At 65.1% G+C, this 25698-nt stretch carries 22 protein-coding genes, 1 tRNA gene and 1 pseudogene; 11 read left to right on the forward strand and 13 right to left on the reverse strand.

The genetic code is table 11. The features are described 5' to 3' along the window. Window position 1: 1 nt before the first annotated feature. Window positions 2–1078, reverse strand: a complete 1077-nt coding sequence (gene lptG, locus U6115_RS09845) for an LPS export ABC transporter permease LptG (protein WP_043575888.1) — start codon at window positions 1076–1078, stop codon at window positions 2–4. Window positions 1079–1090: 12 nt separating this feature from the next. Beyond that, window positions 1091–2191, reverse strand: coding sequence for an LPS export ABC transporter permease LptF (lptF, locus tag U6115_RS09850; RefSeq protein WP_043575887.1), 1101 nt, complete (start codon window positions 2189–2191; stop codon window positions 1091–1093). Window positions 2192–2388: 197 nt separating this feature from the next. Here lptF and U6115_RS09855 point away from each other — a divergent pair, with 197 nt between their 5' ends. The 6 genes and pseudogenes from U6115_RS09855 to U6115_RS22780 all read left to right on the forward strand — a co-directional run. Continuing rightward, window positions 2389–3954, forward strand: coding sequence for a leucyl aminopeptidase (locus U6115_RS09855; RefSeq protein ID WP_047243761.1), 1566 nt, complete (start codon window positions 2389–2391; stop codon window positions 3952–3954). Continuing rightward, a complete protein-coding gene (locus U6115_RS09860) occupies window positions 3941–4369 on the forward strand; it encodes a DNA polymerase III subunit chi (protein WP_043575880.1) in 429 nt (142 codons plus the stop codon). Before U6115_RS09855 ends, U6115_RS09860 begins: the two co-directional genes overlap by 14 nt. After that, complete coding sequence (locus U6115_RS09865) at window positions 4366–6495, forward strand: hypothetical protein (RefSeq protein WP_059184264.1); 2130 nt, start codon at window positions 4366–4368, stop codon at window positions 6493–6495. The genes U6115_RS09860 and U6115_RS09865 overlap by 4 nt, the downstream gene beginning before the upstream one ends. Next, window positions 6488–7039, forward strand: a complete 552-nt coding sequence (locus U6115_RS09870) for a cob(I)yrinic acid a,c-diamide adenosyltransferase (protein WP_043581101.1) — start codon at window positions 6488–6490, stop codon at window positions 7037–7039. The genes U6115_RS09865 and U6115_RS09870 overlap by 8 nt, the downstream gene beginning before the upstream one ends. A 237-nt stretch (window positions 7040–7276) precedes the next feature. Beyond that, on the forward strand, window positions 7277–8947 hold the full coding sequence (locus U6115_RS09875) for a Na/Pi cotransporter family protein (RefSeq protein ID WP_043581103.1): 1671 nt from the start codon (window positions 7277–7279) through the stop codon (window positions 8945–8947). Window positions 8948–8965: 18 nt separating this feature from the next. Beyond that, a pseudogene (locus tag U6115_RS22780) lies at window positions 8966–9617 on the forward strand (IS5 family transposase); the annotation flags it as partial. Between the two features lie 195 nt (window positions 9618–9812). On the opposite strand, the gene U6115_RS09890 reads toward U6115_RS22780, so the two are convergent. Beyond that, window positions 9813–9888: transfer RNA gene (locus U6115_RS09890), tRNA-Thr, on the reverse strand. Window positions 9889–9934: 46 nt separating this feature from the next. Beyond that, window positions 9935–10354: a hypothetical protein gene (locus U6115_RS09895; RefSeq protein ID WP_146008336.1), complete on the reverse strand. Its 420-nt coding sequence runs from the start codon at window positions 10352–10354 to the stop codon at window positions 9935–9937. Window positions 10355–10655: 301 nt separating this feature from the next. On the opposite strand from U6115_RS09895, the gene U6115_RS09900 reads away from it, so the two are divergent. Then, window positions 10656–10871: a hypothetical protein gene (locus tag U6115_RS09900; protein WP_043581106.1), complete on the forward strand. Its 216-nt coding sequence runs from the start codon at window positions 10656–10658 to the stop codon at window positions 10869–10871. 78 nt (window positions 10872–10949) lie between these two features. Here U6115_RS09900 and U6115_RS09905 read toward each other — a convergent pair whose 3' ends face one another. From U6115_RS09905 to U6115_RS09920, 4 genes are all read right to left on the reverse strand, one after another. Next, complete coding sequence (locus U6115_RS09905; RefSeq protein ID WP_146008335.1) at window positions 10950–12185, reverse strand: hypothetical protein; 1236 nt, start codon at window positions 12183–12185, stop codon at window positions 10950–10952. Window positions 12186–12444: 259 nt separating this feature from the next. After that, window positions 12445–13239 (reverse strand): NAD(+) diphosphatase, encoded by a 795-nt coding sequence (gene nudC, locus U6115_RS09910; RefSeq protein WP_043581110.1) that lies wholly within the window; start codon window positions 13237–13239, stop codon window positions 12445–12447. A gap of 26 nt (window positions 13240–13265) precedes the next feature. Beyond that, window positions 13266–14399: a YbdK family carboxylate-amine ligase gene (locus U6115_RS09915; RefSeq protein ID WP_043581112.1), complete on the reverse strand. Its 1134-nt coding sequence runs from the start codon at window positions 14397–14399 to the stop codon at window positions 13266–13268. After that, window positions 14392–15597 carry a cation:proton antiporter gene (locus U6115_RS09920; protein WP_043581114.1) on the reverse strand — a complete coding sequence of 402 codons (1206 nt, stop codon included), beginning with the start codon at window positions 15595–15597 and terminating at the stop codon, window positions 14392–14394. Before U6115_RS09920 ends, U6115_RS09915 begins: the two co-directional genes overlap by 8 nt. 63 nt (window positions 15598–15660) lie before the next feature. On the opposite strand from U6115_RS09920, the gene U6115_RS09925 reads away from it, so the two are divergent. Beyond that, on the forward strand, window positions 15661–16500 hold the full coding sequence (locus tag U6115_RS09925; RefSeq protein ID WP_043581115.1) for a M90 family metallopeptidase: 840 nt from the start codon (window positions 15661–15663) through the stop codon (window positions 16498–16500). Here the strand turns inward: U6115_RS09925 and U6115_RS09930 are convergent. The 5 genes from U6115_RS09930 to U6115_RS09950 all read right to left on the reverse strand — a co-directional run bounded on the left by U6115_RS09930 (window position 16491) and on the right by U6115_RS09950 (window position 21881). After that, the gene (locus U6115_RS09930; protein WP_043581117.1) at window positions 16491–17807 is read right to left on the reverse strand and encodes an MFS transporter; all 1317 of its coding nucleotides are present in this window, start codon (window positions 17805–17807) and stop codon (window positions 16491–16493) included. The two genes, U6115_RS09925 and U6115_RS09930, sit on opposite strands and share 10 nt — an antisense overlap. Before the next feature lie 117 nt (window positions 17808–17924). After that, window positions 17925–18773, reverse strand: a complete 849-nt coding sequence (locus tag U6115_RS09935; RefSeq protein WP_043581119.1) for a carbohydrate ABC transporter permease — start codon at window positions 18771–18773, stop codon at window positions 17925–17927. Window positions 18774–18780: 7 nt separating this feature from the next. Next, window positions 18781–19647 (reverse strand): carbohydrate ABC transporter permease, encoded by an 867-nt coding sequence (locus U6115_RS09940; RefSeq protein ID WP_043581121.1) that lies wholly within the window; start codon window positions 19645–19647, stop codon window positions 18781–18783. Between the two features lie 81 nt (window positions 19648–19728). Continuing rightward, window positions 19729–20991, reverse strand: coding sequence for an ABC transporter substrate-binding protein (locus U6115_RS09945; RefSeq protein ID WP_043581123.1), 1263 nt, complete (start codon window positions 20989–20991; stop codon window positions 19729–19731). A 23-nt stretch (window positions 20992–21014) separates the two neighbouring features. After that, a complete protein-coding gene (locus U6115_RS09950) occupies window positions 21015–21881 on the reverse strand; it encodes a glucosamine kinase nucleotide-binding domain-containing protein (RefSeq protein ID WP_043581125.1) in 867 nt (288 codons plus the stop codon). Window positions 21882–22035: 154 nt separating this feature from the next. Between U6115_RS09950 and U6115_RS09955 the strand changes: the two genes are divergently transcribed. From U6115_RS09955 to U6115_RS09965, 3 genes are all read left to right on the forward strand, one after another. Then, window positions 22036–23247 carry an ROK family transcriptional regulator gene (locus U6115_RS09955; RefSeq protein ID WP_080770362.1) on the forward strand — a complete coding sequence of 404 codons (1212 nt, stop codon included), beginning with the start codon at window positions 22036–22038 and terminating at the stop codon, window positions 23245–23247. 44 nt (window positions 23248–23291) lie between these two features. Next, window positions 23292–24983, forward strand: a complete 1692-nt coding sequence (locus U6115_RS09960) for a glycoside hydrolase family 9 protein (RefSeq protein ID WP_230623460.1) — start codon at window positions 23292–23294, stop codon at window positions 24981–24983. 118 nt (window positions 24984–25101) lie between these two features. Then, complete coding sequence (locus tag U6115_RS09965; protein ID WP_146008334.1) at window positions 25102–25689, forward strand: hypothetical protein; 588 nt, start codon at window positions 25102–25104, stop codon at window positions 25687–25689. Window positions 25690–25698: the final 9 nt, after the last annotated feature.

Consider the following 25698-nt stretch of genomic DNA (forward strand, 5'->3'; position numbering starts at 1 on the left):
GTCAGCGCCTTTCCTGTTTGACGATGATGGCGATGCCGGCCAGCAGGAAGCTCAGCGTCGGCAAGGTGGCCGACAGGATGGCGTTCCAGTCGTACAGGAGGCCCAGGTGGCCGAACAGGCGATTGACGAAGTGGAAGCTGACGCCCAGGCAGATGCCGGCGAACAGCTTGATGCCCAGCTGGCCGTGGCGGCGCTGCTGCGGGGTGAAGGCCAGCGCCACCAGCGCCATCGAAATGCAGGCCAGCGGATAGAACAGTTTGCTCCACAGCGCGATTTCGTAGCGTTGTGTCTGCTGCTTGTTCTTTTTCAGGTGCTCGATGTAAGTGAGCAGATTGAGCGCCGACATTTGCTCCGGCACTACCAGCAGCACGGACAGGATTTCCGGCTCGACGATGGATTTCCACTTCAGCAGCGGGTAGGTGCTGCTGGCGGTGTGGTCGCGCGCGATTTCGGTTTCCTTGACGTTCTCCAGCTGCCAGCTGCGCTCGTTCTTCAGGAAGGTGCCTTTCTCGGCCAGCCGGGTGCGCACCAGTTTGAAATTCTGGTCGTAGGTGTAGATGCGCACGCCGAGCAGGGTGTTGTCCGGCAGCATTTCATGCACGTTGATGAAGTTCTGGTTGTCCTTCACCCAGATGCCGGAGCGAAACTCCTGCGCCACCATCGAGTGGGTGGCCGACAATTTCATCCGTTCCGCCTCCTGCATCGCCCACGGCGAGAGAAATTCGCCCAGCAGGATGGTGAGGACGGCGAAGCCCAGGCCGAATTTGAGCAGCGTGGCGGCAATCTGCCGCAGGGTGACGCCTGAGGTGCGGATGACCGTGTATTCGCTGGAACTGGCCAGCTGGGTCATCGCCACCATGCCGCCGATCAGCACCGCCAGCGGCATCAGTTCGTAGGCGTGGCCCGGCATCAACAGCGCCACGTAGCCCGCCATCACGCCGGCGGTGTAATTGCCGGTGCCCAGCGCGGGCACTTCGCCCAGCAGGTCGAAAAAGCCATACAGGCCCAGCAGGGCCAGCAGGGTGAACAGGGTGGACTGGGTCAGCGTGCTGACGATGTAGCGGTGAATGAGTTTCATCGGAAAGGTCTGTCAGTTTTTACCGAGCATCTGCGCCAGCGACTGGCCGAACGGAATCTGCGGCCGGTTGCGGTGCTTGAGCAGAGCCAACGCCAGCAGCAGCATCAGGATGTGGACCACCGCCACCGCCCACACGCCGGTTTTGCCTTGCGTGATCCAGTTGCGCGCGACGGTGAGGCCGTTCTGATAGACGAAGAACGCCAACAGCGCGAACAGCAGGTTGTAGGTATGGCCGCTGCGCGGATTGTAGTAGGACAGCGGCAGCGCCAGCAGCGCCAGGATGATGCAGCTGATCGGCATGGATAGCCGCCAGGCCAGCTCGGCCTTGTACTCGGGGTTGCCGCTGCCCAGCAATTGGCTGGTGGGGATGGATTGGCGGTTGCTGGCCGGGCCGTTGATCGCCTGGCCTTCGCCTATGCTGGCCGTATAGCGTTTGAATTCGCCGACTTGATAATCGGCTTTGCCCGGTTCGCCGACATAACGCTGGCCGTCTTCCAGCACCAATACCCGTTCGCCGTCGGGTTTGGTCGAAATATAGCCATGCTTGGCGAAAATGGTGCTGACTTTGCCGTCGGTCATGTCTTGCATGAAAATATTGGTGGCGGCGCTGTGCAGGCCGGAATAATTTTCAATGAAGTAAACCTTGGTCGACGACGCCGATTCCTTGAACACGCCCGGGGAAATGGCGGAGATCTCCTCGCGGCGTTTGATGATTTCCGCGTAGTCCTGGCTGCGCTGGTCGGCCCACGGCCCGACGAACAGGGTGACGCCGGCGATCAATATCGCCAAGGGCAGGGCGAAGCGCATGATGGGCCAGATCCAGTCGCGCAGCGACAGGCCGGAGGACAGCCACACCACCATTTCGTGGTCGCGCCAGCTGCGGGTGAGCACCACCAGCACGCTGACGAAGACGGTGAGAATCATCAGTACCGGGAAAAAGCCCAGCGTCCAGAAGCCGATCAGCGCGGTCACCGCCTCGTTGGCGATCTGGCCTTCGGCGGCGCGGCCCAGCAGGTTGATGGCTTGGGTGGAGACGATGATGGCCAGCAACACGACGAAAACGCCCAGGGCGGTCAAAGTCAATTCGCGTGTCAGGCTTTTTTGAAAAACCATTTATTCAGTGCCTTTTTGACTTTTTGTGAAAAGCATTGTGATAATTCGATGAGACAATTCTGAAGCGCCGTTTTTGGCAAATTTGGACCATTACAACAATCTTGCGTTCACCGGCGGTAAGCGCGCCCGTCTTTCCCGAGCTTAGACGGCCGTCATGAGGTGGAGCAACCGACACTCGTTCTACAAGCGGAGTACCTATGGAATTTAACATAAAAAGCGGCAGCCCGGAGAAGCAGCGCGTCGCCTGCGTGATAGTCGGCGTATACGAATCCCGCAAGCTGACCTTTGCCGCCGATCTGCTCGATCGCATCTCCAACGGCTTCATCAGCGACGTGATTCGCCACGGCGACATGGAGGGTAAGCTGGGCAGCACGCTGGTGCTGCATTCGGTGCCGCACACGCTGTGCGACCGCGTGATGCTGGTCGGCCTGGGCAAGGAACGCGAATTCCGCGCCAAGGAATACCGCGAGGCGGTGCGCGCCTCGATCAAGGCGCTGACCCAGACTTCCGCCGGCGAAGCCGTCAGCTACCTGTCCGAACTCACGGTGAAGAAGCACGATGTCGAGTGGATGATCGAGCAGGCCGCGGTGGTCACCCTGGACGTGCTGTACCGCTTCGACCGCTTCAAGAGCAAGTCCGACGAGCCGGTGCGCGAGCCGCGCAAGCTGACGCTGGCCGTGCCGCGCCGCAGCGACCTGGCCGACGGCGAAAAGGGCCTGCAGCGCGGCCTGGCCATCGGCAGCGGCATGCGGTTGGCCAAGGACCTGGGCAATCTGCCGCCCAATGTTTGCACGCCGGCCTATCTGGGCGGCGAAGCGCTGAAAATGGCCGAAGCTTTCGGTGCCGCGGCCGAGGTGCTGGGGCCGAAGGAAATCGCCGATCTCGGCATGCATTCCTTCCTGTCGGTAGCCAAGGGCAGCTCTGAAGAGGCCCGCCTGATCGTGCTCAAGCACCAGGGCGCCAAGGACAAGAACGACAAGCCCATCGTGCTGGTGGGCAAGGGCATCACCTTCGACTCCGGCGGCATTTCGCTGAAGCCGGGCGAGGGCATGGATGAAATGAAGTACGACATGTGCGGCGCCGCCACCGTGCTGGGCGCCTTCCGCGCCGCGGTGGAAATGAACCTGCCGCTGAACCTGGTGGCCATCGTGCCGGCCTGCGAGAACATGCCCAACGGCAACGCGGTGAAGCCTGGCGACATCATCACCTCGATGTCCGGCCAGACCATCGAAGTGCTGAACACCGACGCCGAAGGTCGCCTGATCCTGTGCGACGCGCTGACCTACGCCGAGCGTTTCGGCCCGGCCACCGTGATCGACGTCGCCACCCTCACCGGCGCCTGCGTGATCGCGCTGGGCCATATCGCCACCGGCCTCTACAGCAACCAGGACAGCCTGGCGCGCGAGCTATTGGCCGCCGGCGAAGAAGTGGCAGACCGCGCCTGGCACATGCCGCTGTGGGACGAATACCAGGAGCTGCTGAAGAGCCCGTTCGCCGATATGGCCAATATCGGCGGCCGTCCGGGCGGCAGCGTCACCGCGGCCTGCTTCCTGTCGCGTTTCGCCAAGGCTTACGATTGGGCGCACTTGGACATCGCCGGCACCGCCTGGAAGGGCGGCAAGGAAAAGGGCGCCACCGCGCGCCCGGTGCCGCTCCTGGTGCAGTTCCTGCAGGACCGCGCCGACATCGCGCTGGGCAATGTGGTGCGCAGGGGCCGCCCGCGTCGTGAGACGCCTGAAGTGGCAGAAGATGACCAGGATTGATTTTTACACTAATGTCGCCGATCCGCAGGCTTTTGCCTGCAGATTGGCCGATACCGTGCAGCGCAAGCAGGAACGGTTGCTGATCTGGCTGGACAGCGAACGCGAAGTCGAGGTGTTCAGCAACCGCTTGTGGAGTTTCGGCGATACCCGCTTCGTGCCGCATTGCCGGCTGGAAGCGCCGGAGGCGGGCCAGACTCCGGTCTGGCTGACGGCCCGCCTGCCCGACGATCTGGCGCATCCGGTACTGCTGAACCTGGGGCCGCAGCTGCCCTATGCAATCGAACGCTTCGAGCGCATTCTTGAGATAGTAGGGCGGGATCCGGCCTCGCTGGCGACCGCCCGCGAGCGCTTCCGTGCCTACCGTGAGCATGGCTGCGAAGTCCAACATCACGACATGAGCCAAACGTCATCATGACTGAGTCGCCGAAGGCCAATGACGCAGACTGGAACGGTCTCAACCTGCCGGTTTTGACCGATGTGGTGGAGGAGCCGGCGGTGCCGGTTCTGGCGGAAGAGGCGCCGGCCACCGCGGCGGAGGTTCCCGAGTTCGACTTCTCTTCCGAGCTGGATGTGCTTGCCGCCGAGCTGGACGGCGAGGCCGAACTGGAAATCCCAGAGCTGTCGTTGGCCGATCTGCTGGCCGATGATGCCCCCGCGGCCGACGAGTCCGCCTCTCTGGGCGGGCTGGACTTCAGCAACCTGCCTTCGCTGGAGTTGAGCGATGCCGACGGCGCGGACGAGTCGGCCGATGGGCTGGGCTTCGTGCTGGAGCCCCGCGACGCGCAGCTGCCGTCTGCCGCGCCGGCCGCCGAAGATTTGACGCCGTCCGAGCCTGTCGAGGCGAAGGCTGCGGAAGCGGCCAGCGCAAGCACAGCCTCGGCGGAACCGGAGCTGAGCTGGGAAGACGTGGTGGCGGCATCTTCACAAGCGGCGGAATCCGCATTAGCGGAGCCGATGGCGCTGGATATGGCGACGCCGGAGGAGAGCGGCGAAGCCGCGCCCCACTCGGAACCGTCCCCAATCGCGGAGCCGCCCGCATTTACTTCGATATCGATAGACAGCCTGCCAAGCGGGGTGCTGGGCGGCGGCGTGGGCCGCGAGCCGGCGCCGGCGGAAACCGGCCTGGAATGGCTGTCCTCCCTGCCCAAACCGGAAATCCCGCCGGCCTCCCAGGAGCAGGTGCTGCAGGAGGCCGAACGCGTTCTGGCGGATGAGCGGGCCATGCAAGATGCCGGGCAAGCGACTGCGCCGGAATTGAGCGAAGCCATTGCCGAGCCGGCAGCGCCGATGCCGGCCGAACTGCCTGCCGCAGAAGCGGCCGCGCAGCCGGAAGCCGCGGCGGCATTCGAGCCGGTCGAGGCGGAGACGATTGCGTCCTTCGACATTCCGGTGGTCGCCGACGCGCTGGAGCCGGAGCCGGCCGAAGCGGCGGCTGCGCTGGAAGTAAGCGAAGCCATTGCCGAGCCGGAAGCGCCGATGCCGGCCGAACCGCTTGTCACTGAAGTGGCCGCGCAGCCGGAAGCCGCGGCGGCATTCGAGCCGTTCGAGACGGAGACGATTGCGTCCTTCGACATGCCAGTGGTCACCGACGCGCAGGAGCCTGAGCCGGCCGAAGAGGCGGCTGCGCTGGAAGTAAGCGAAGCCATTGCCGAGCCGGAAGCGCCGATGCCGGCCGAACCGCTTGTCACTGAAGTGGCCGCGCAGCCGGAAGCCGCGGCGGCATTCGAGCCGTTCGAGACGGAGACGATTGCGTCCTTCGACATGCCAGTGGTCACCGACGCGCAGGAGCCTGAGCCGGCCGAAGAGGCGGCTGCGCTGGAAGTGAGCGAAGCCATTGCCGAGTCGGAAGCGCCGATGCCGGAAGAACTGCCTGCCGCTGAAGCGGCCGCGCAGTCGGAACCGGTGGCGGCCTTCGAGCCGGTCGAGGCGGATGTGATGGAGTCCTTCGACATTCCGGTAGTTGCAGACGCGCTGGAGCCCGAGCTGGTCGAAGCGGCGGCTGCGCCGGAAGTGAGCGAAGCCATTGCCGAGCCTGAAGCGCCGATGTTGGAAGCGCAGCTTGTCGACGAAGCGGCCGAGTCCGGCGATGCGGCGTTTGGCGTGGTCGAGGATGAGGATTTGCCCGCATTGTCCGGCCTGCTGGGCGGGCGGAGCGGCCATGCCGCGCCCGAGGCGGCTCAGCCGCCAGCTGGCGACGCGTCAGTTTTGCCAGCTCTGGCTGAGCCCAGCCCGGTTGCGGTGGTGAAGATCGCCGCGATGGCAGCGGCGGGCAGCGCCGGCCGGGGGCCGGCCGCACCCCCGTTCGATGAGCAAGCGCTGTTCAATTCGCTGTATGAGCAGATGCTGCCGCGGATGAAGGTGGAGCTCTCCTTGTGGCTGCAGGAGGCGGTGGAGGTTCAGGCCAAGCAAATGCTGTCGGGCATGATGCACCAACTGAAGGAAGACTATGAAATGCTGTTCGGCGACGCGTTGAAGGAAAGCCTGCGCCAGGCGCTGGGCGATGTCGGCGCATCGATGAAGGATGGAGACGGCCATGGCTGACCGTTTGTCGGATATCGTCACCCGCACCGGGGATGACGGCAGCACCGGGCTAGGCGACGGCAGCCGCGTGGCCAAGGATAGCGCCCGCATTCAGGCGCTGGGCGACGTGGACGAACTCAATTCGGTAATGGGCGTGCTGCTGGCGGAGCCGTTGCCGGAGCCGCTGCCGCAGTGGCTGAGCGAAGTCCAGCATGATCTGTTCGATCTGGGTTCGGAACTGGCCGTGCCGGGCTATCAAGCGATAAGCGATTCCCACGTCCAGGCGCTGGAAGGCCTGGTGTCCTTCATGAATGAGGAGCTGGGGCCGTTGAGGGAGTTCATCCTCCCCGGCGGTTTGCGCAGCGCCGCGCTGGCGCACCAGGCGCGCTCGGTCTGCCGCCGCGCGGAGCGGGCTGTGGTGGCGCTGGCGCGCGAGGAAGAGCCGTCCCAGGCGCTGCGCTGCTATCTGAACCGCTTGTCGGATTTCCTGTTTGTGCTGGCGCGTTATCTCAACCGCCAGGGCGGGGTGCCCGATGTGTTGTGGCAGGCGGGCCGCCAGCGCTGATCCTGTTTCGAGCCGCATGCAGACGGCCAGCTGCCTGAGTGCTTCAGGCAGCTGGCCATTTTTATTGTAGGCTGCGCTTTTCCCGATATTTTCAAGCTTTTTTGATAGTGTTTTCCTTGCTTGCCGGTGAATTATGCCTTGCAATGAAAGAGCGGGCATCCGGGGCGAGGACTGGTCTCTGTTGAAGACGGGCGATAGCCGATGCCGAGCCAAGACGTTTCTCCGCGGAGGCGCTATATGGCCAGTACGGTGCTGTTGGATCTGATAGGCGGGGTGGCGCTGTTGTTGTGGGGCTTGCACATGGTGCACAGCGGCATCGTGCGCGCTTTTGGCGCGAACATGCGCCATTGGCTGGGCCGAGCCTTGCGCAACCGCGCATTGGCGTTTCTGGCGGGGTTCGGCATGACTGCGCTGTTGCAGAGCAGCACCGCCACGGCGCTGATGCTGACTTCCTTTTCCGTTTCCGGCATGGTGGAGCTGACGCCGGCGCTGGCAGTGATGCTGGGGGCGAATGTCGGCACCACGCTGATCGTGCAGCTGCTGTCGTTTCATACTTCGTTGTTCTCGCCGGTGCTGCTGATTGGCGGCGTCATCGCCTTCAAGCGTGGATCTGGCACTTTGACCCGCGATATGGGAAGAGTGGCCATCGGTCTGGGCTTGATGCTGCTGTCGCTGCATGCGTTGATGGAAACGCTGGCGCCGGCGGAAAACGCGCCTTTGACGCGCGAGGTGCTGGCGGCGCTCACCCATGATCCCATGCTCAATCTGTTGATAGGCGCTTTTCTCAGCTGGGCCGCTCACTCCAGCGTCGCTACCGTTCTGCTGGTCATGTCGCTGAGCGCTTCGCATTTCATCGCGCCAGGCGCGGCGCTGGCTCTGGTATTGGGCGCCAATCTCGGCAGTGCGATCAATCCGCTGCTGGAAGCGGCCTCTGGCGGCAACTCCGCCGCCCGGCGCTTGCCGCTGGGCAATCTGATCAATCGCGTGGCGGGATGCGCGATCTTTCTACCGGCGCTGGGGCCGGTGGCGGCCTTGCTGGCTACGGTCGATCCCGACCCTTGGCGGCAGCCGGCCGATTTCCACACCGCGTTCAATCTGTTGATGGCGGCGCTGTTCATGCTGCCGTTGAAGCCGCTGGCGGGCTGGCTGGAGTGCCTGTTGCCGGAGCAGAAGGCGGTGGATGACCTGTCCGCGCCGCAGTATCTGGATGCCAGCGCGCTGGAGACGCCGACGGTGGCTCTGGCTTGCGCCGCCCGCGAGACCTTGCATATGGGCGACATCATTGAAGACATGCTGCGCAAGACGATGACGGTGTTGCAGACCGATGATCGCAAATTGATGGCGGACGTGTCTCGGCTGGATGATGCCGTTGACGGCCTGCATGAGGCGGTCAAATTTTATCTGGTGCGGCTTACCAGCAATAGCCTGGAGGAGCAGGAGGGGCGCAAGGCGATGGAAATCATGGCCTTGTCGGTCAACCTGGAGCACATCGGCGACATCATAGACAAGAACTTGATGGAGCTGGCCGGCAAAAAAATCAAGCATAAGCTGCAGTTTTCCCGTGAGGGGGCGGAAGAGCTGGCGGCGATGCACCGTACGCTGATCGGCAATCTCAAACTGGCTTTCAGCCTCTTTCTGTCGGGCGATATCGGTTCGGCGCGGCGTTTGTTGGATGAAAAGGCAAAATTCCGCGAACTGGAATTGGCCATGTCGGAAAGCCACCTGGCGAGGCTGCGGGAAGGGCGATTGGAAAGCCTGGAAAGCAGCTCCTTGCATCTGGACATCCTGCGCGACTTCAAACGCATCCATTCGCACATCTGCGCTACCGCCTACCCCATTCTTGAGGAGGCGCGCGAGTTGCATCCTACCAGATTAAAACCATTGCCCTTGATCGGAACCGATACTTGACACGGTTGGCCAGCCAAATATACCGATGCTGCCATCCAGTTATGTCTGAGCATCAAATGCCTGTTCAGTCTACCGTTGCGGAAGAGTCTGGGCATGGTGCATAGCCTGCTGCAATTGGCTGGGTTTGACTGGCCTGTGCCGGATCACTCCACCATGCCGTCGCCAGCGTACCTTGCGGGTCCGGATCAGCTATCGTCGCAGCAACGGCCCGCGGCATCTGCTGGTCGATAGCACCGGCATCCAGTTTCACGACGAGGGCGAGGGGAAACGCAAAAAGTACGGTGCCGAATATCGTCGCCAGTGGCGCAAGGTACATCTGGGCATCAATGCCGAAGCGCTGGAAATCCGTGCCATCGAAGTGAGCGGCAACGGCGTGGGCGACGCACCTATACTGCCTGAGTTGTTAATGCAGTTGCCTGCGGATAAGCCAATAGCTACGGCGACGCTGGATGGTGCTTATGACACGCAGGGTTGTTACGCTGCGCTGCTTGGGCGAGGGATTATGCCGGTGACTCCGCCGCGCAAGAGCGTCAACTAGTGGAATTGCAGGCCGCGAAGTCCGCAACGCAGCGATTGCGGCGTGCAAACGCTTGGGGCGACGAATCTGGAAACGCTGGAGCGCTTATCGCGCCGCAGTTTGGTGGAGACAACGATGCGCTGCTTCAAGAGGGGATGTGCTTCACGGTCTGGGCGGTAAGGGCTGTCGGGTATCTCAATAATCAAACTGGATCATACCCCGAAACATACCCCGCTTTTGCGCTGGAATCCATGAGATGGCTGCGGACGGCTCTGGAAATGAAAAAGCCCGCAGATCTAATGTCTGCGGGCTTTTTCAGTATTCCCAGAAGCTTCTGGGAATGAATCTTGGTGCCGGCGGCAGGAATCGAACTCGCGACCCCCTGATTACAAGTCAGGTGCTCTACCAACTGAGCTACACCGGCGAAGAGATTGGCATTATGCCGAGCTTTCTTTGGATTGACAAGCTAGTCACTGCGTTTTTTTATGCTTGGCGTGATGCTTCTTGGCTAGCTTTTTGTTTTTATGGTGTTTGTTTTTGTGTGCTTTGGCCGGCTTGTGGGCTTTCTTGGCGGCATGATGCGCGCCATGCGGCTTTTTCGCGTGTTTTTTGCCGGTGTGGCGGTGGTGCTTGGCGTGAGCGTGGGCTTTGGCGGGTTTCAGTTTGCCGTGGCTGGCCTTGGGGGCGTGATGCTTGGCGCGCGCGGCTTTGTTGTGGCTGGCGGCGCGGGGGGCTGCCTGGCTGGCGCGTGATTTGTGCAGCGGTTTTGCCGCCGGAGCGGCCTGGAAGTCGCCCGGCAGGGGCTGGTCTTCCGGTTCGGCGTGGCTCACGGAACTGGCCATGGCCAGACCGATGGCGATCAAGGGACTGATGAGCTTGATAAGTTTCATATTGGCTTGAGATGTTGTTTGGATAAAACGAGCAAGGTTATGTCGCGTATTTGCCTATATTAGCATGTGTTCGGCATGCGGCCAGGGACTCGCGTGGCGCGACGCGCGCAGGCGGGGATGCCGAGATGCGATGGCGTTGGTGGCGAGTGGGCGGTATCGGATATGGCGGTGGCGGAAGGGCTTTGGCTGATGGCAGGGTTTGATGATTGTTGGCGCGGGATGGAGCCCGTCGCCATCTGGCAAATGCCGGCGGGCCTGCTATGGTTGAATTTCATGACCCTTTTGGAATAAAGGATTTTGCATGAAAATCACCTTTGAATACACGCCGTTTTCCATTGCCGCCTTAAAGGGGGACCCGCCGCCGATCAAGCAACTGCCAGATGGATATCCGGCGCCGGCCAAGGGCGATGTCTTCTTGCTGGGCGACCCGCCGCTGCGGTTGCTGGTGGCGGAGCGGCGCTATCGTTTCCATGGCGGGGAGTGGGGCCTGCACATCATGCTGGGGCTGGACGGCTAGCTTGGCGCTTTGGCGCGCACATGAAAAACCGCACAGCCAGTCTGTGCGGTTTGCTTTTGCGGTCAGGCCCGTGGGCGCTTAACGCTGTGTTTTGCCGGCGGCGCGCGCGGCCTTCACCGCCAGGAAGCGGGAGAAGGCGTCGATGCGGGAGGCGGTGCTGCCGTCCTGGATGCCGGCGTCGCTCATCATGGTGTAGTAGGCGCTGGGCTGGAACAGGGAGGTGAACAGGTAGCCGCTGCGCAGGTAGTTGGTGTCCTTGCTGTTGCCGGTGCCGGTGGTGCCGTTCAGGCGGCCAGCGTAGTGGCGGTCGCCAAGGCGCATCACGTCGAGGACGGTGTTGGCGATGGGCGCCAGCTGCGCGGCTTTCAGGCCGTAGCGGCCGCTTTGATACAGCCGGTACAGGCCGGCGGTGTCCAGGCTGCCATGGCTATTGTCCTCGCCGGAGGTGTCGGGCAGGGTGTAGCCCCAATCGTAGGCGGAGCGGCCGGCTTTGTCGGTGTAGCGGGTGAGGCCGGACTGGAGGAACCAGTCTAGGTTGGCCTGCAGGATCTGGTCGTAGCGTTTGACCAGGGAGGGATTGTCTCGCAGCAGCTCATGTGCCTGGGCCAGGTTGAGAAAGCCGTAACCGAACATCATCTGCTGGTTCCACGGCACCGGCTGTCCGCCCTTGTAGGGCGCGTTGGCGGCGAAGTACATCAGTTTGCCGTCGCTGAGCTTGAGCAGCGATTTCAGAATGTGCTGGTCGACCGTCTTGTCGGCCTCGCGCAGATAAGTCTTGGCGCGTTGCAAATAAGTGGCGCCGAAGAGGAAGGGGTCGCCGCCGGCGACCTTTTGGTCGTAGATGGCGCTGGTTTTCAGGATTTGGCGCGCGCAGCTGGCCAGGTGGCCGACCGGGTCGCCTTGCTCGCCGCCGGTCTGGATCGGACTGACGTCCGGCGTGTTCGGCCATACCGGGTCGATGCGGCCGGTCCAGATCACGCGCTGGCCCGTAGGGGCGGGCGCGATGTCATTGCGTTCCGACAGCAGAGCGTCGCAAAACGACACCATCTTGTCCAGCAGCGGCTGGCTGGGGGCGATGTCGTAAACCAGCGCCATGGCTTTCAGGTTTTCGCCGCTGCGGCCCTGCGCCCATTCATTGCCGACATTGGACGCGCCTGGCTGCAGGCCCTGGGCGTAATCGACGAAGGACTGGATTTCATTGCGGGTGACCGACCCATCCAGGCTGTCCACGGTCATGGCGGCAGCCTGCGCGTGGGCGCAGGCAAGCGGCAGGCTCAGCGTCAGGGCAAGGCTCAGCAGGGTTTTCTGTTTCACGATTGCTTCTTTCATCCGGGGGTGGGCAAGGCGAGCGGCATTTGGCAACGCTTTCTTTGAGCAAATATTCTATTTGAATTTTTGCCGCGGCGGGCGAGGGATTGCGCGTGAGTTTTATGCATGAAAGACAGGGGATGGGTTTGGCCGACGCCGACGTGGGATATTGCCGAAGTCGGGCTGGTTTTGGAGGCGGTTGGGCGAATGCGGCGCAGGGGCGGCGGGATCGAAACACCCCGCCATTTCAGGTTTTCAGCCGAGCTTAAGTTTCCTGCTTGAGAATCAGCTCGCGGCCATGCGCGATCAGGTGGTGGGCGATGGAGATGGGGCTGGGCAGCGTCGGCAGCGCGTCGATGTCGAACCAGCCGGCGTCCTCGATTTCGTCTTCCTGCGGGCGGATGTCACCGCCGTCGTACTCGGCGGTGAAGGCCAGCATCAGCGAGTGCGGGAACGGCCAGGACTGCGAGAAGGCGTAGCGCAGATTCTTGACCCGGATGCCCACTTCTTCCAGCGTTTCGCGGTGCACGCATTCCTCCAGCGTTTCGCCGGGTTCGACGAAGCCGGCCAGCGCGCTGTACATGCCGGGGGTGAAGTGCGGGCTGCGCGCCAGCAGCAGCTCGCGGCCGCGGTTGACCAGCACCATCATCGCCGGCGAGATGCGCGGATAGTAGACTTGGCCGCAGCTGGGGCAGTGTTTGCCGACCTGGTCCCGGCTGGTTTGCAGCGGCGACGCGCAATGGCCGCAATAGCGGTGGCTGTGGCGGAACTGGCGCAGCTGGGCGGCGCGCGCCGCGGCCTGGATTTGCGCCGCCGGCAGCGCCATCAAGGCCGGCCGCAGCGGCAGCCATTCGCCTTGCTCGGGGCGGTTTCCCACCAGTTCGGCCATGAACAGATTGTGCTCTTCGTGCACGCCGAGAAAGCTGGTGCCGGTCAACTGGCAGCCTTCCGGCGGCAGGGAGGGGAGGCGCTTGTCCAGCAGCCACAGCTGGCTGCCGTCGAAAACGCACCAGCGCGCGGGCAGCGCCGGCGCTGGCTGTTGCGGAAGTTGAAAGGGCATGATGCCTCAGGCATGTTTCGACGCGTTCAGTTTACGCCCACTCCCGGCCCGGCGTACATCCAGTGTTCGCTTTGCCGGCGCACCACTTCGCTGAGCGAGCCGCTCTGGTCGTGGATCTGGCGCAGCCACTGGCTGTCGCTGTGGCGCTTGAGCGCGCGCTGGCGCAGCTGGGCCAGCTGGGCTTGGCAATTCAGCGCCTCGGCGTGCTCGTCCAGCGCTTTCAGGCTGTCCAGCAGGTCTTCCTGCAGGCCTTGCTGGCGATTGGAGCGGGCGTCCACCAGCACGCCGTCGAAGCCGAAGCGGCAAGCCTGGAAGCGGTTGTAGCTGTAGGTGAGGTAGGGCTCGGGGCTGATGTCGTGCCAGTCCTCGGCGAAGCAGCGCCGCGCCAGCATCTGGGCGTAGGCGGCCAGCAGCACCGGGGTGTCTATCGCCAGCGGGGTGTCGCAGATGCGGATTTCCACCGTGCCGTATTCCGGTTTGGGACGGATGTCCCAGTAAAAGTCCTTCATGCTGGCGACGATGCCCAGCGAGGCCATGCGCTGGAAGTAGTGGTTGAAACTGTCCCAGCTGTCCACCACCGGCATGCAGCCGGACAGCGGGAAGGCGTTGACGCTGGTCAGGCGCGAGGTCTGGAAGGCGGTGTCCACGCCTTGGTAGAACGGCGATGACGCCGACAGCGCGATGAAGTGCGGAATGTAGCGCGCCAGGTAGTGGTTGAGTCGCACCGCGGCGTCGCCATCGGGACAGCCGATGTGGATGTGCTGGCCGTAGACGGTGAACTGCTTGGCCAGATAGCCGTACAGCTCGGATACCAGTTGGTAGCGCTCCTTGGGGTAGATGCGCTGGTCGTCCCAGTGCTGGAACGGGTGGGCGCCGCCGCCGGCCAGTCCCAGGTTGAGCTTGTGGGCGCTGTCCACCAGCAATTGGCGTATCGCCAGCAGCTCTTCCAGCATCTGGTTGACGTCGTGGTGGATGGCGGTGCCGATCTCTATCATGCCCTGGGTGATTTCCGGCTTGATGTCGAAGCCGTGCGGCTTGCGGTTGATTTGCAACAGCAGGTCGTCGGATCCGCGCGTCAGGTTGTAGTCGCGGCGGTTCAGTATCATCAGCTCCAGCTCCACGCCCAGGGTGAGCGGCTGGCTTTGGTTGAATTCAAGCATGGCTGGCTCCTGCGGTTTCGCCGGCCAGGCGCAGCGCCAGCCGGGTGAGGATGGGGGCGACGATTTCGTTGATCAGCAGGGCGGCCATCAGCGCGGCGCTGAACGAGGTGGCGGCTTCGCCCAGCGACACCATGCCCAGGCCCAGCAGCAGCGCCGAGCCGCCGGTGAGCGGGCTGAGCGCCAGCCCCAGCCAGGCGCCCTGCTTGCGCGAGAGGCCGTTGCCGCGCGCGGCCAGCCACCACACCAGCATGCCGATGCCGCTGCGCAGGATCAGGCACAGCAAGGCCAGCTGCCAATGCGAGGCCAGCGCCTGCGGCGACAGGTGGGCGCCGGCGGAGACAAAGAAGGCCACCGTGAACACGTGGCTGAGCGACAGGATGCCCGGTTCGCTGACGGTGTAGCCGTGGCGCAGGCTGCGGGTACTCATGCCGGCCACCAATAGCGCCAGCAGCGCCAGCAGCTGCAGCATGTCGGCCAGGCCGACCAGCAGCGCGATCAGGCCGAACAGCATCACCCGCTGCGCGTCGCGCTGGTGGCCGCCCAGCCAGCGGTTGAGCTGGGTGGTGACCAGGCCGGCGGCCAGGCCCAGCGCCGCCGAGCCCAGAATCAGCCAGCCCGGCATCAGGATGCCGTCCTCCACGCTGTGGTTTGCGGACAAATGGCTGTAGGACAGCGCCAGCGCGAAGCCTATCATCGCCAGCAGGCTGGACAGCGCGGTGGCGGTCAGCAGCCGTTCGCTCACCTGGCCGTCGGCGCGCGATTCGCGCACGATCTCCAGCACTACGATGGGCGAGGTGGCCATGCCCAGCGCGGCCAGCATCAGGCTGGCGGCGGGGCCGAAGCCATTGCCGCTCAATAGCGCGTACAGCGCCGCGAACACCAGCAGGCAGTAGAGCAGGGTGGTGGCCAGCAGGGTTTTCTCCAGCCGCAGCCAGCGCAGGTCGACGCGGCGGCCGGCCTCGAACAGCGCGATGCCCAGCGCCAGCTGCACGAACAGCGAGGCTTCGTTCAGCAGCTGCTGGTCCAGCAGATTGAGGCTGTACGGGCCGATGAGCAGGCCGGTGACGATGTAGCCGGTGATGGCGGGCAAGCGGGCGACGCGCACGGCGATCTGGCCGCCTATCACGCCCAGGGCCAGCAATATGCCGAACGCCGCCAGCGGGTTCAGCGCCAGATCGTGCCAGATGGGGACGGTCATGTTTTTCTCCTGTGATGCAGGGCGGGGAGCCATTGAATTGCGCCGCCGCGCCCAAAGGTATTCATGACTGACGCGATTCAAGGCCAAGAGTTCATGCTGCTAGACTGGATGCGCCGCCTGGGCGGCAAGCGGGTGCCCCCCGCATTGCTGGAAAAACTGCGGGAAGAAGCCGCGGCGATGCCGTTGCTGGCCGGCCTGTCCGCCGAGGAAAACGGCCGCCTGCTGCAGTTGGCCGGCGAGCTGCTGATGGCCAAGACCATCACCGCGCTGGAGGATATGGAGGTGGACGACGCCATGCGCTGCCGGGCGGTTCTGCAGTTGGCGTTGCCCGGCATGAACCTGGGAATCGGGGCCTATGGCAACTGGCGCGAGGTCGTGCTGTATCCGGCGCCCTTCGTGGTGCGCAGCCGCTGGCAGGACGGCATGGGGCTGACCCACGAGGGCGAGCAGGTGCTGATCGGCCAGGCGCATTACCAGGGGCCGCTGGTGCTGTCCTGGCCGGATGTCAACGAGTCGCCGCTATTGGATGGCTGGAACGTGGCGCTGCACGAGATCGCCCATCAGTTCGACATGCTGGACGGCCCGGCCAACGGCGCGCCGCCGCTGCACAAAGGCATGGACCGCGCGTTGTGGAGCCGGGTGTGGAACCAGGCCTACCGGCAGTTCTGCCGCGAGGTGGACCATGGCTTGGAAGGCTGGCTGGACCCGTACGCCAGCGAGAACCCGGCGGAGTTCTTCGCGGTGCAGAGCGAGGCATTTTTCGAGATTCCCCATCTGCAGCGGCGCGATTACCCGGAACTGTACCGGCAACTGAGCCTGTTCTACCGGCAAGACCCGGCCGCGCGGCTGCCCGAAGTGGCGGAGGCCGACCTGCTGCCGCCCCCGCCCCCGCCTCAGGCCTGAATGCCGGCCGCCAGCCCGGCGTCCCGCCGCCGCGCCAGCAGGTAAACGCCGACCAGCAAGCCCAGCAGGCATTGCAGCAGCAGATAGTAGGCCGGCGCCATCGCGTCGTATTTCAGCCAGACCGACAAAATCACCGGGGTGAGGCCGCCGGCGAAGGCGTAGGCGACGTTATAGGAAAACGACAGCCCGGAGAAGCGCACCGCCGCCGGGAAGGCGCGCACCATCACCAGCGGCACCGCGCCGACGATGCCGACGCAGAAGCCTTGCAGTGCGTATAGCGGATAGAGTTGGCTGCTGTCCACCGCCAGCACGGTGTAAAAGGCGTAGCTGCTGGCGCCCAGCAGCAGGCTGCCGCCGATGAAGGTGAGGCCGCTGCCGATGCGGTCGGAGAGCACGCCGGCGACCAGGCAGCCCAGGGTCAGCGCCACGATGGCCAGGCTGTTGGCGCGCAGCGCGTCCACCGGCAGGATGTTGAATTGCTTCTGCAGATAGGCCGGCGCCATCAGGATGGCCACCACGATGGCGATGGCCAGGAACCAGGTGGCGAACATCGACAGCGCCACCGCCGTCTTGTGCTTCTTCAGCACCGTTTTCAGCGGCAGCTCCTCGGACAGCGCCTTGCGCGCTTTCAGCTCGGCGAATACCGGGGTTTCATGCAGCCATTGACGCAGCTGCATCGCCACCAGGCCGAACACGCCGCCGATCAGGAAAGGCAGGCGCCAGGCCCAGCCGGCGATCTGCTGCGGGGTGAAGGCCAGGTTGATGGCGGTGGCGATCAGCGAGCCCAGCAGGATGCCGGCGGTGAGGCCGGCGGTGATCATGCTGCAGGCGAAGCCGGTGTGGCGGCTGGGGGAGTGCTCGGCGACGAACACCCAGGCGCCCGGCACCTCGCCGCCTATCGCCGCGCCTTGCAGAATGCGCAGCGCCAGCAGCAGCAGCGGCGCCCAGATGCCGATATCGTGGTAGGTGGGCAGCATGCCCATCGCCAGCGTCGGCAGCGCCATCAGCAGGATGCTGAGGGTGAACACCCGCTTGCGGCCCAGCAGGTCGCCGAAATGCGCCATCACGATGCCGCCCAGCGGCCGCGCCAGATAGCCGGCGGCGAAGATGCCGAAGGTTTGCAGCTGGCTCAGCCAGTCGGGCATGGCGGGGGGGAAGAACAGCTTGCCCAGCACCACGGCGAAGAACACGAAAATGATGAAGTCGTAGAATTCCAGCGCGCCGCCCAGCGCGGCCAGGCTCAGGGTCTTGTAATCCTGGCGTTGCAGCGGGCGGGCGGAAGGCAGAACGGGTGGGTGCTTGTCCATCGGTGGCTTTCCTCTTGTCTTGGTCTAGTTATGAGCGGACCGTATGGTTTTGGAATGTCGGCCGCTGCAGCCAGAGTAAAGGAGCCTCCGCTGTCTGACAATACGATGGGGGGGCGGCTATTTCACCGCGCCGTCCATGCCGCGCATGAAGAAGCGCTGGCAGCACAGGAACACCAGCAGCACCGGAGCGATGGCGATCACCGCGCCGGCCGCCACCATCCGGGTGGAGGTGGCGAAGGCGCCCTTCAGGTACAGCACGCCCACCGACAAGGGATAGAGTTCCGGTGTTTTCAGCACCACGCTGGGCCAGACATAGACATTCCACGACCACACCAGCGTGAAGATGCCCAGCGTGGCGAGGTAAGGCAGGCTGAGCGGCAGGCAGATGCGCCAGAACACCTGCCAGTCGCCGGCGCCGTCCATGCGGGCGGCGTCGACGATTTCATCGGGAATCTCCTCGAACGCGTGCTTCATCAGATAAATGCCGAAGGCGCCGGCCAAGGATGGCAGCACCACGCCCAGCCGGCTGTCGTCCAGCCCCAGCCGCGAAATGGTGACGTAGTTGCTGATGAAGTTGATTTCGCTGGGCAAGAGCAGGGTGGCGAGAATGGCGTAGAACACCAGTTGCCGGCCGCGAAAGCGCAGCTTGGCCAGCGGGAAGGCGGCCAGCGCCGAAACGACCAGCGTGCCGGCGGTGGTCAGCCCGGAGATCCACAGCGAGTTGCAGAAGAAGCGCCCCAGCGGAATGGCGTCCCACACCGCGATGAAGTGGCGCCAGCCGGCGTCGCGCGGCCACAGCTCGGGCGGGAAGTCGAACACCTGCTCGCCGTTGCCGAAGGCGATGCCCAGCGTCCAGATGAAGGGATAGCAGCAGGCGAAGGACAGCGCCAGCAGCAACAGGCTATGGGGCAGGCGGCGCAGCGCGCGGCGGCGCGCGGCGGGGCGAAGCAGGGCGATGGCGGTCATGGCGTCCTCAGCGGTGGTCGGCGCGGATCAGTTTGAAATTCAGCCAGGCCAGCAGCAGGCAGACCAGGGCCAGCGTCAGGCCGGCGGCGGCACCGCGGCCGAAGTCCAGCTGGTTGAAGCCCTGGTGGAAGGCGTAGTACAGCACGGTGTAGGTGGAGTTGAGCGGCGCGCCGCGCGTCATCACCAGCACCTCTTCGAAAGCCTTCAGCGCGTCCAGCGTGGAGATCAGGCTGCAAAACAGAATGGTGGGCTTGAGCATGGGCACGGTGATGCGCCAGAAGCGCTGCCAGGCGTTGGCGCCGTCCAGCCGCGCCGCTTCCTGCATCTCCGCCGGTATCGATTGCAGGCCGGCCAGGTACAGCACCATGTAATAGCCCAGGCCGCGCCACCAGGTGACGAACATCACCGAATACAGCGCCAGGCTGTCGTCGCTGAGAAAGCCGATGTCGCGCTCCGCCGCCAACAGCTTCAGCCAGTGCAGCGCGCTGTTGAGCACGCCGTAATCGGCGTACATCCAGTTCCACATGATGCCCACCACTGACACGGTGGTGACCACCGGCAGGTAAAGGGCGGCGCGGAACAGCCGGATGCCGGGCAGGCTGCGGTTGGCCAGCACCGCCAGCGCGATGCCGGACAGCTGGATGGCGGGCACCACCAGCAGGTATTTCAGCGAGTTGGCCATCGCCTGCCAGAACACCGCGTCGTCCAGCAGGTCGCGGAAGTTGTCCAGCCCGACCCATTGCGGCGGCGACACCAGGTCGTAGCGGGTGAAGGCGATGAAGCCGCCGAACAGCAGCGGCCAGAAGGTGAACACGGCCAGCAGCAGCAGGGCCGGCGCCAGGAACAGCCAGGCGTTGCGTTCCGACGATTTCATGGAGGGTTTCCGCGGGCGCTGAAAAAATGCCCCTCTCCGGCTAACCGGAAGGGGCGAGGAGGAGAGACTGGGCTCCTGTCGCTACTGCAAGTGCCGGTTCCAGAAGGCGGCGGCGTCGTCCAGCGCCTTCTGCGCGTCTTTCTTGCCGGTGACGGCGGCTTCCACATTGTCCACCAGGCTCTTTTTCAGATCGGCGACCCGGGGGACGCCGGTCAGCACCAGGGTGCGGATATTGCGCGCCACCTTGGCGCCTTCGATGCGCGAGCTTTCGATCGCGCCGCCGTCGGCCGAGGCCTTGACGAAATAACTGTCGGCGAGCGCCTTCTGCGTGGAAGGGAAGGTGGCGCCGGTCACTTTGGAGAAGGCCAGCTGCTGGCTGTCGCTGGTCAGGAAGCGGGCGAACTTCACCGCCTCCTGCTGGGTGCGCGCCGGCAGGCCGCGGGACACTGCCCAGCTGAACAGGTAACCGCCCTGGACGATGCGGGTCGGCCCCAGCGGCGCCGGCTGCACCACGGTGGCGGCGTAGATGCCACGGGCGTCTTCCCGGGCTTTTTGCGCGGCGGTGGGCGCGGTTTCCATCATCGCCAGCCGGCCGCTGTTGTAGAGCTTGACGCTGTCCTGATAGTTGTCGTCGGCGAACAGGCTGTCGCGCGCCAGCGCGCCGGCCCGGTAGGCGTCGGCGAACTTGCGGACCAGCGCGGCGTGCGCCGGGCTATTGAACACCGCCTTGCCGTTCTGGATCAGCGGCAGGCCCTGGCCCAGCATGATGCCGTCTATCTGGCCCAATTGCGGCAGCAGGCCGGGCACGCCGGTTTTGGCCTTGATGATTTTGGCCAGCCGCAGCTCGTCGTCCAGGCTGGCGATGGGATGGCGCGGATCCAGGCCGGCCTTGCGGAACAGCTCGCCGTTGAGCGTCAGCACATTGACGTTGTTGTACCAGGGCAGGCCGTACAGCTTGCCGCCGAAGCTCAGGTCGGCCAGCGCGTTGGGCAGGTAGGCGGACTTGTCGGCTCCCAGCGCGCTGTCCAGCGGGATCAGCGAGCCTTTTTGCGAATACTTGAACAGCCGCGGCACGTCGTGGTTGACCAGCGCCGGCGGCTTGCCGGCGGCGATGGCGGCGTTGAGCTTGGTTTCGAAGTTGTCGTTGAACACGTCCACCCACTGCACTTCCACATCCGGGTGCTGCGCTTCGTAGGTTTTCTTCACCGCGGCGAAATAGCCGTCGAAGCGCGGCTTCAGCGAGTCGGTCCAGAATTCCAGCTTGACCTTGTCGGCATGGGCCGGCGCGCCGAGGGCGCAGGCCAGCAGGGCGAGGCAGGCCAGCGCCTGTCGGTGGGGTTTCATCGCAGTCTTCTCCTTAGTGTTTTTCAACGTTGCAGCAACAGCAGCGCGCCGCGGGTGGCATCGCCCTGCGGCGGCACCAGTTGCTGGCGGAAACCGGGCGGCAGCCAGTCGCGCAGCGCCTGCCCCAGGCCGCCGCACAGCGCCGTCGGCAGCTCCGAGCGCGGATCGAGCGCGCGGGCGATGGCCCAGGCGTCCTCGCCCGCCTGCCGCAGCAGCGCGTCGGCTTGCGGATCGGTGCGGGCCGCGGCCAGCACCAGCGGCGCCAGCTGGGCGAACTGCGCCGGCGTGGCGCGGCCGTTCCAGCCCATCATGCTTTGCCAGCTGCCGCCGACGAATTCCAGCACCGAGCGAGTCAGCGGGCCGTGGCTGCTGCGGCCGTCCAGCGCCATCTGGGTGAGCTGGGCCGCCCGCTGTCCCAGCCAGGCGCCGCTGGCTTCGTCGCCGCTGGGATAGCCCCAGCCGCCCACCTCGCGGTGGCTGCCGTCGGCGTACAGCGCCTCGCCTATGCTGCCGGTGCCCAGCGCCACGATCACGCCTGGTTTGCCGGCGTGCGCGCCCAGCAAGGTGGTGAAGCCGTCGGTGGCCAGCTTGAGCGCGGCGAAGCCGGGGGATTGAGCCTGAAACTGCCGCGCCCATTGGCTGTTGTGCACGCCGGACAGGCCGATGCCCAGCGCGCAGTCGCGGTAGCTGGGGCTGGCGACGCCGATGCGCGCGAAAGCCGCGTCCAGCGTGGACAGTATCGTGCGCCAGGCTTTTTCCACGCCCAGCGACAAGGCCGATCCCGGGCCTTCCGCCTGCGCCAGCACCGCGCCGTCGGGCGCGGCGACGCAGGTCCGTGTGCCGGTGCCGCCGCCGTCGACGCCGATCAGGAATTTCGCTGGAATGTGCATGCTTGGTATGGCCTAGCGGCCGCCTCATCAATGATGACATTTGGATTTTCAGCAGTAAAGCATTGGCTATTTATTTCGTCAAGTTGATTTATTTAATTGCCTTGAAATGACAAATGCTTGCCGGTGGCGGTGGGCCGCGCCATACTCCCGCCTCATGAAATCGCCTGCCGCCAAGCCGGACCCGCTGATGGTGTCCGGAACCAATCTGGAGCACGCCCGTTCGCACAATCGCCGGGCGGTGCTGGAAACCATACGCCGCAATCGGCAGCTTACCCGGGCGGATATCGCCAGAATGACGGCGCTGACGCCGCAGACGGTATCGAACATCGCCGCCGAATTGCTGGCGGCCGGCGTGCTGTCGGCCGGCGAGCCGCTGCGCGACGGCGCGCGCGGCCAGCCGGCCATCCCGTTGAGCATCAACCCCGACGGCGCGTATTCGATAGGCGTGCAGCTGGATCACCAATCGCTGATCGCGGTGGTGGTGGATCTGGCCGGCCAGGTGCGCGCCAGGGTGGAACTGGCGGTGAAGCGGCCGTCGCCGGGGGCGGCGCTGCCCTTGATCGCCGACGCGGCGCAACGGCTGCGGCGCGAGTCTGGCCTGGATTGGAGCCGTTTGCTGGGAATGGGCCTGGTGATGCCGGGGCCGTTCGGCGTGGAGGGCATGACCTCGGTGGGGCCGACCACGCTGCCCGGCTGGGAAAACATCGACGCCGCGGCGCTGAGCGCGGCGCTGGGCATGCCGGTGCTGCTGGAGAAGGATGCCACCGCGGCGGCGATAGGCGAGCGCCTGTACGGCATGGCCAGCCAGCTGCAAAACTTCGTTTACCTGTTCATCGGCACCGGCCTCGGCGCGGGCTTGTTTCTGGATGGCCGCCTGTACGCGGGCGGCCGCCACAACGCGGGAGAGGTCGGCCACATGATCGTGGTGCCGGGGGGGCGCGCCTGCGAGTGCGGCAACCAGGGCTGTCTGGAGCGCTACGTGTCTTTGCGGGCGCTGTATGAGGCGCTGGGGCTGGCGGATGGCGCGCTGGCCACGCCCGAGTACCTGGCGCGGCGGGAAGTGGACGCGGCCGGCGAGGCCTGGCTGGCAAGCGCGGCCGCTCCCTTGCGGCAGGCGGTGAACATCCTCGAATGCCTGCTGGACATCGACGCGGTGGTGATCGGCGGCCTGCTGCCCCCGGCCTGGATGGGGGCGCTGGTACGGCGTCTGGATCCCTTGCCGGTGTCCACCCGGCACCGCGGCGGCGAGCGCCTGCGGCTGGGCAGCGCCGGGCGCGACGTGGTGGCGCTGGGCGCCGCCGCCCTGGCGATTTTCGACGAATTCAATCCGCAGTACGAGGTGTTGCTGAAAAGCGGCCGCGGCTGAACGGGCGGGCCGCTCATTCCTGATATCCGGCAGAGGAGGGCGTGATGGCGCTGCAGTTTCTGTTCAATCATCTGGGGTTTGAAACGTCCGCCGCCAAGCGCGCGCTGCTGCAGGGGCCGGGCGACGCGGCGGTGGACAGCGTGACGGTGCTGGACGCCGAGCGGCGTCCGGTGCTGCGCAGCCCGCTGCATGCTTTGGGGCGCGTGGACGGCTGGCGCGATTGGCACTACTGGCAGGCCGATATCAGCGCGCTGCGGGCGCCGGGCCGCTACCAGCTGTGGCTGGACGGCAGCGCGCCGCCGCTGCTGTCGGCGCCGTTCGAGGTGGCGGATCGGCGCTTCGGCACGCCGTTGCTGTCCGATCTGCTGCACTACTTCAAATCGCAGCGCTGCAGTGGCCTGTACGACCAGGCCGACCGCCAGGCGCGGGTGGAGGGGACGGATGAGCGGCGCGACGCGCGCGGAGGCTGGTTCGACGCCTCCGGCGACTGCTCGAAATATCTCAGCCACCTTTCTTACGCCAACCACTTGAATCCGCAACAGACGCCGCTGCTGGTCTGGAGCCTGGTCCGAGCCCGCCGCGCGCTGTCGGCGCAGCCCAAGTGGTTTGACGAGCGGATGACGGACGAGGCGCTGCATGGCGCGGCCTTTCTGCTGCGCATGCAACACGAATCGGGCTTTTTCTACCAGACATTGTTCGATGGCTGGAGCAAAGACGAAGACCGGCGCAGCCTGTGCGCCTATTCCACCCAGCAGGGGCTGCGCTCGTCCGCCTTCCAAGCCGGCTGGCGCCAGGGCGGCGGCATGGCGGTGGCGGCGCTGGCGGCGGCGGCCGGCTTGTCGCGCGACGGCGACGCGCCGCGCGAGGCGATGCTGGCGGCGGCCAGGCGCGGCTTCGTCCATTTGCAGGAGCATGGCTTGTCCTACCTGGCTGATGGCCGGGAAAACCTGATCGACGACTATTGCGCGCTGTTGGCCGCGTGCGAACTGCATGCCGCCACCGGCGACGGCGATTACGCCGACGCGGCGGCCGAGCGAGTGGCTTGCCTGCTGGCGCACCAGCATGAGGACGGCTGGTTTTGGCTGGACGACGAGCGCCAGTTCAGTTATTGCCACGCGTCCGATGCCGGCCTGCCGGCGCTGGCGCTGGCGCGTTATCTGGAAACGCTGCCGGATGGACTGTACGCGGCGGAGGCGGAACGGGGCTGGCGGCTGGCCATGCAGGGCGAGATGGCGCGCAGCGCCGTTCAGGAGGGGAACCCCTTCGGCTATCCGCGGCAATGGGCGCAGCGGCCGGGCCGGACGCCGGGGGCGCGCTTCTTCATGCCGCACGACAACGCCAGCGGCTACTGGTGGCAGGGAGAGAACGCCAGGCTGGCTTCGCTGGCGGCCGCGGCCTGGGCGGGCGGCCGGCGCTGGCCGGAGCTGGCGCCGCGGCTGCACGGCTACGCGCAGTCAGCGCTGGACTGGATTCTGGGCATGAATCCTTTCGATACCTGCATGCTGCAGGGCCATGGCCGCAACAACCCGCATTACGAGCCCGGCTACTACAACGCCTGCGGCGGGGTATGCAACGGCATCACCGGCGCGCCGGGGGCGGAGGGCGGCATCGCCTTCCTGCTGCCGGAGGAAACCGACATCAGCCAATCGTGGCGCTGGAGCGAGCAATGGCTGCCGCACGGCGCCTGGCTGTTGCTGGCGCTGGCGCTGCGGCAGCGGTTTGACGGCGCGCAATGAGGCAGCCGATTTTCGCCCGCCGCGCTGGCGCGGTCATTAATTGAAATGCAATATGCATAGGTTGGAATGTTTCCAACCCTGCTTCGATGAAGCAGAGCAACTCAGATGGAGCGAAGCGATGAACGGATGGAAAATGGCGGCGCTGGCGGCGGCGGCGGGCTGGAGCATGGCTGCCTCGGCGGGGATAAACGATTGCGGCACCACTTACGCGGTGATCAACAGCGGTTTCGACATGCGCGGCACCAATGGCTCGATCAACTACATCGGCGCCAGCACGCCTAATCAGCTGATGATTTCCGGCAATGTGAACGGCATGCAGGTGACCCGCTACATCGATTTGGTGGGCTTCACCGTCAGCGGCAGCTGGGGCAACCTGGCCGGAGCGGCCTGGCCGGGCGGCGGCATCACCAGCTTGGTGATCAACGGCAAGGAAATGGACATCAGCGGTTGGTCGCACCTGCCGGGCCAAGGGGCGGGCAGCGTGATGACGACGGCCAAGATCGTGTTCGCCGGCAATGTTTCCTTCGGCTATAACAGCGCCGGGGTGGCCAACGCCAATTCGCGCATCAACTACCTGGCACCGTTCCCGGCCGGCGGCGCGCATGCGAACAAGGGCTTGATGCTGGGCGGCACCACTTACAGCAATGGCGTGCCCAATGGCTCGTTCATGGGCGGCTCGGCGATGGATTGCCCTGCGGCCAAGTAGGCGGGGCGG

The organism is Chromobacterium subtsugae (assembly GCF_035919665.1).
GTDB lineage: Bacteria > Pseudomonadota > Gammaproteobacteria > Burkholderiales > Chromobacteriaceae > Chromobacterium > Chromobacterium subtsugae.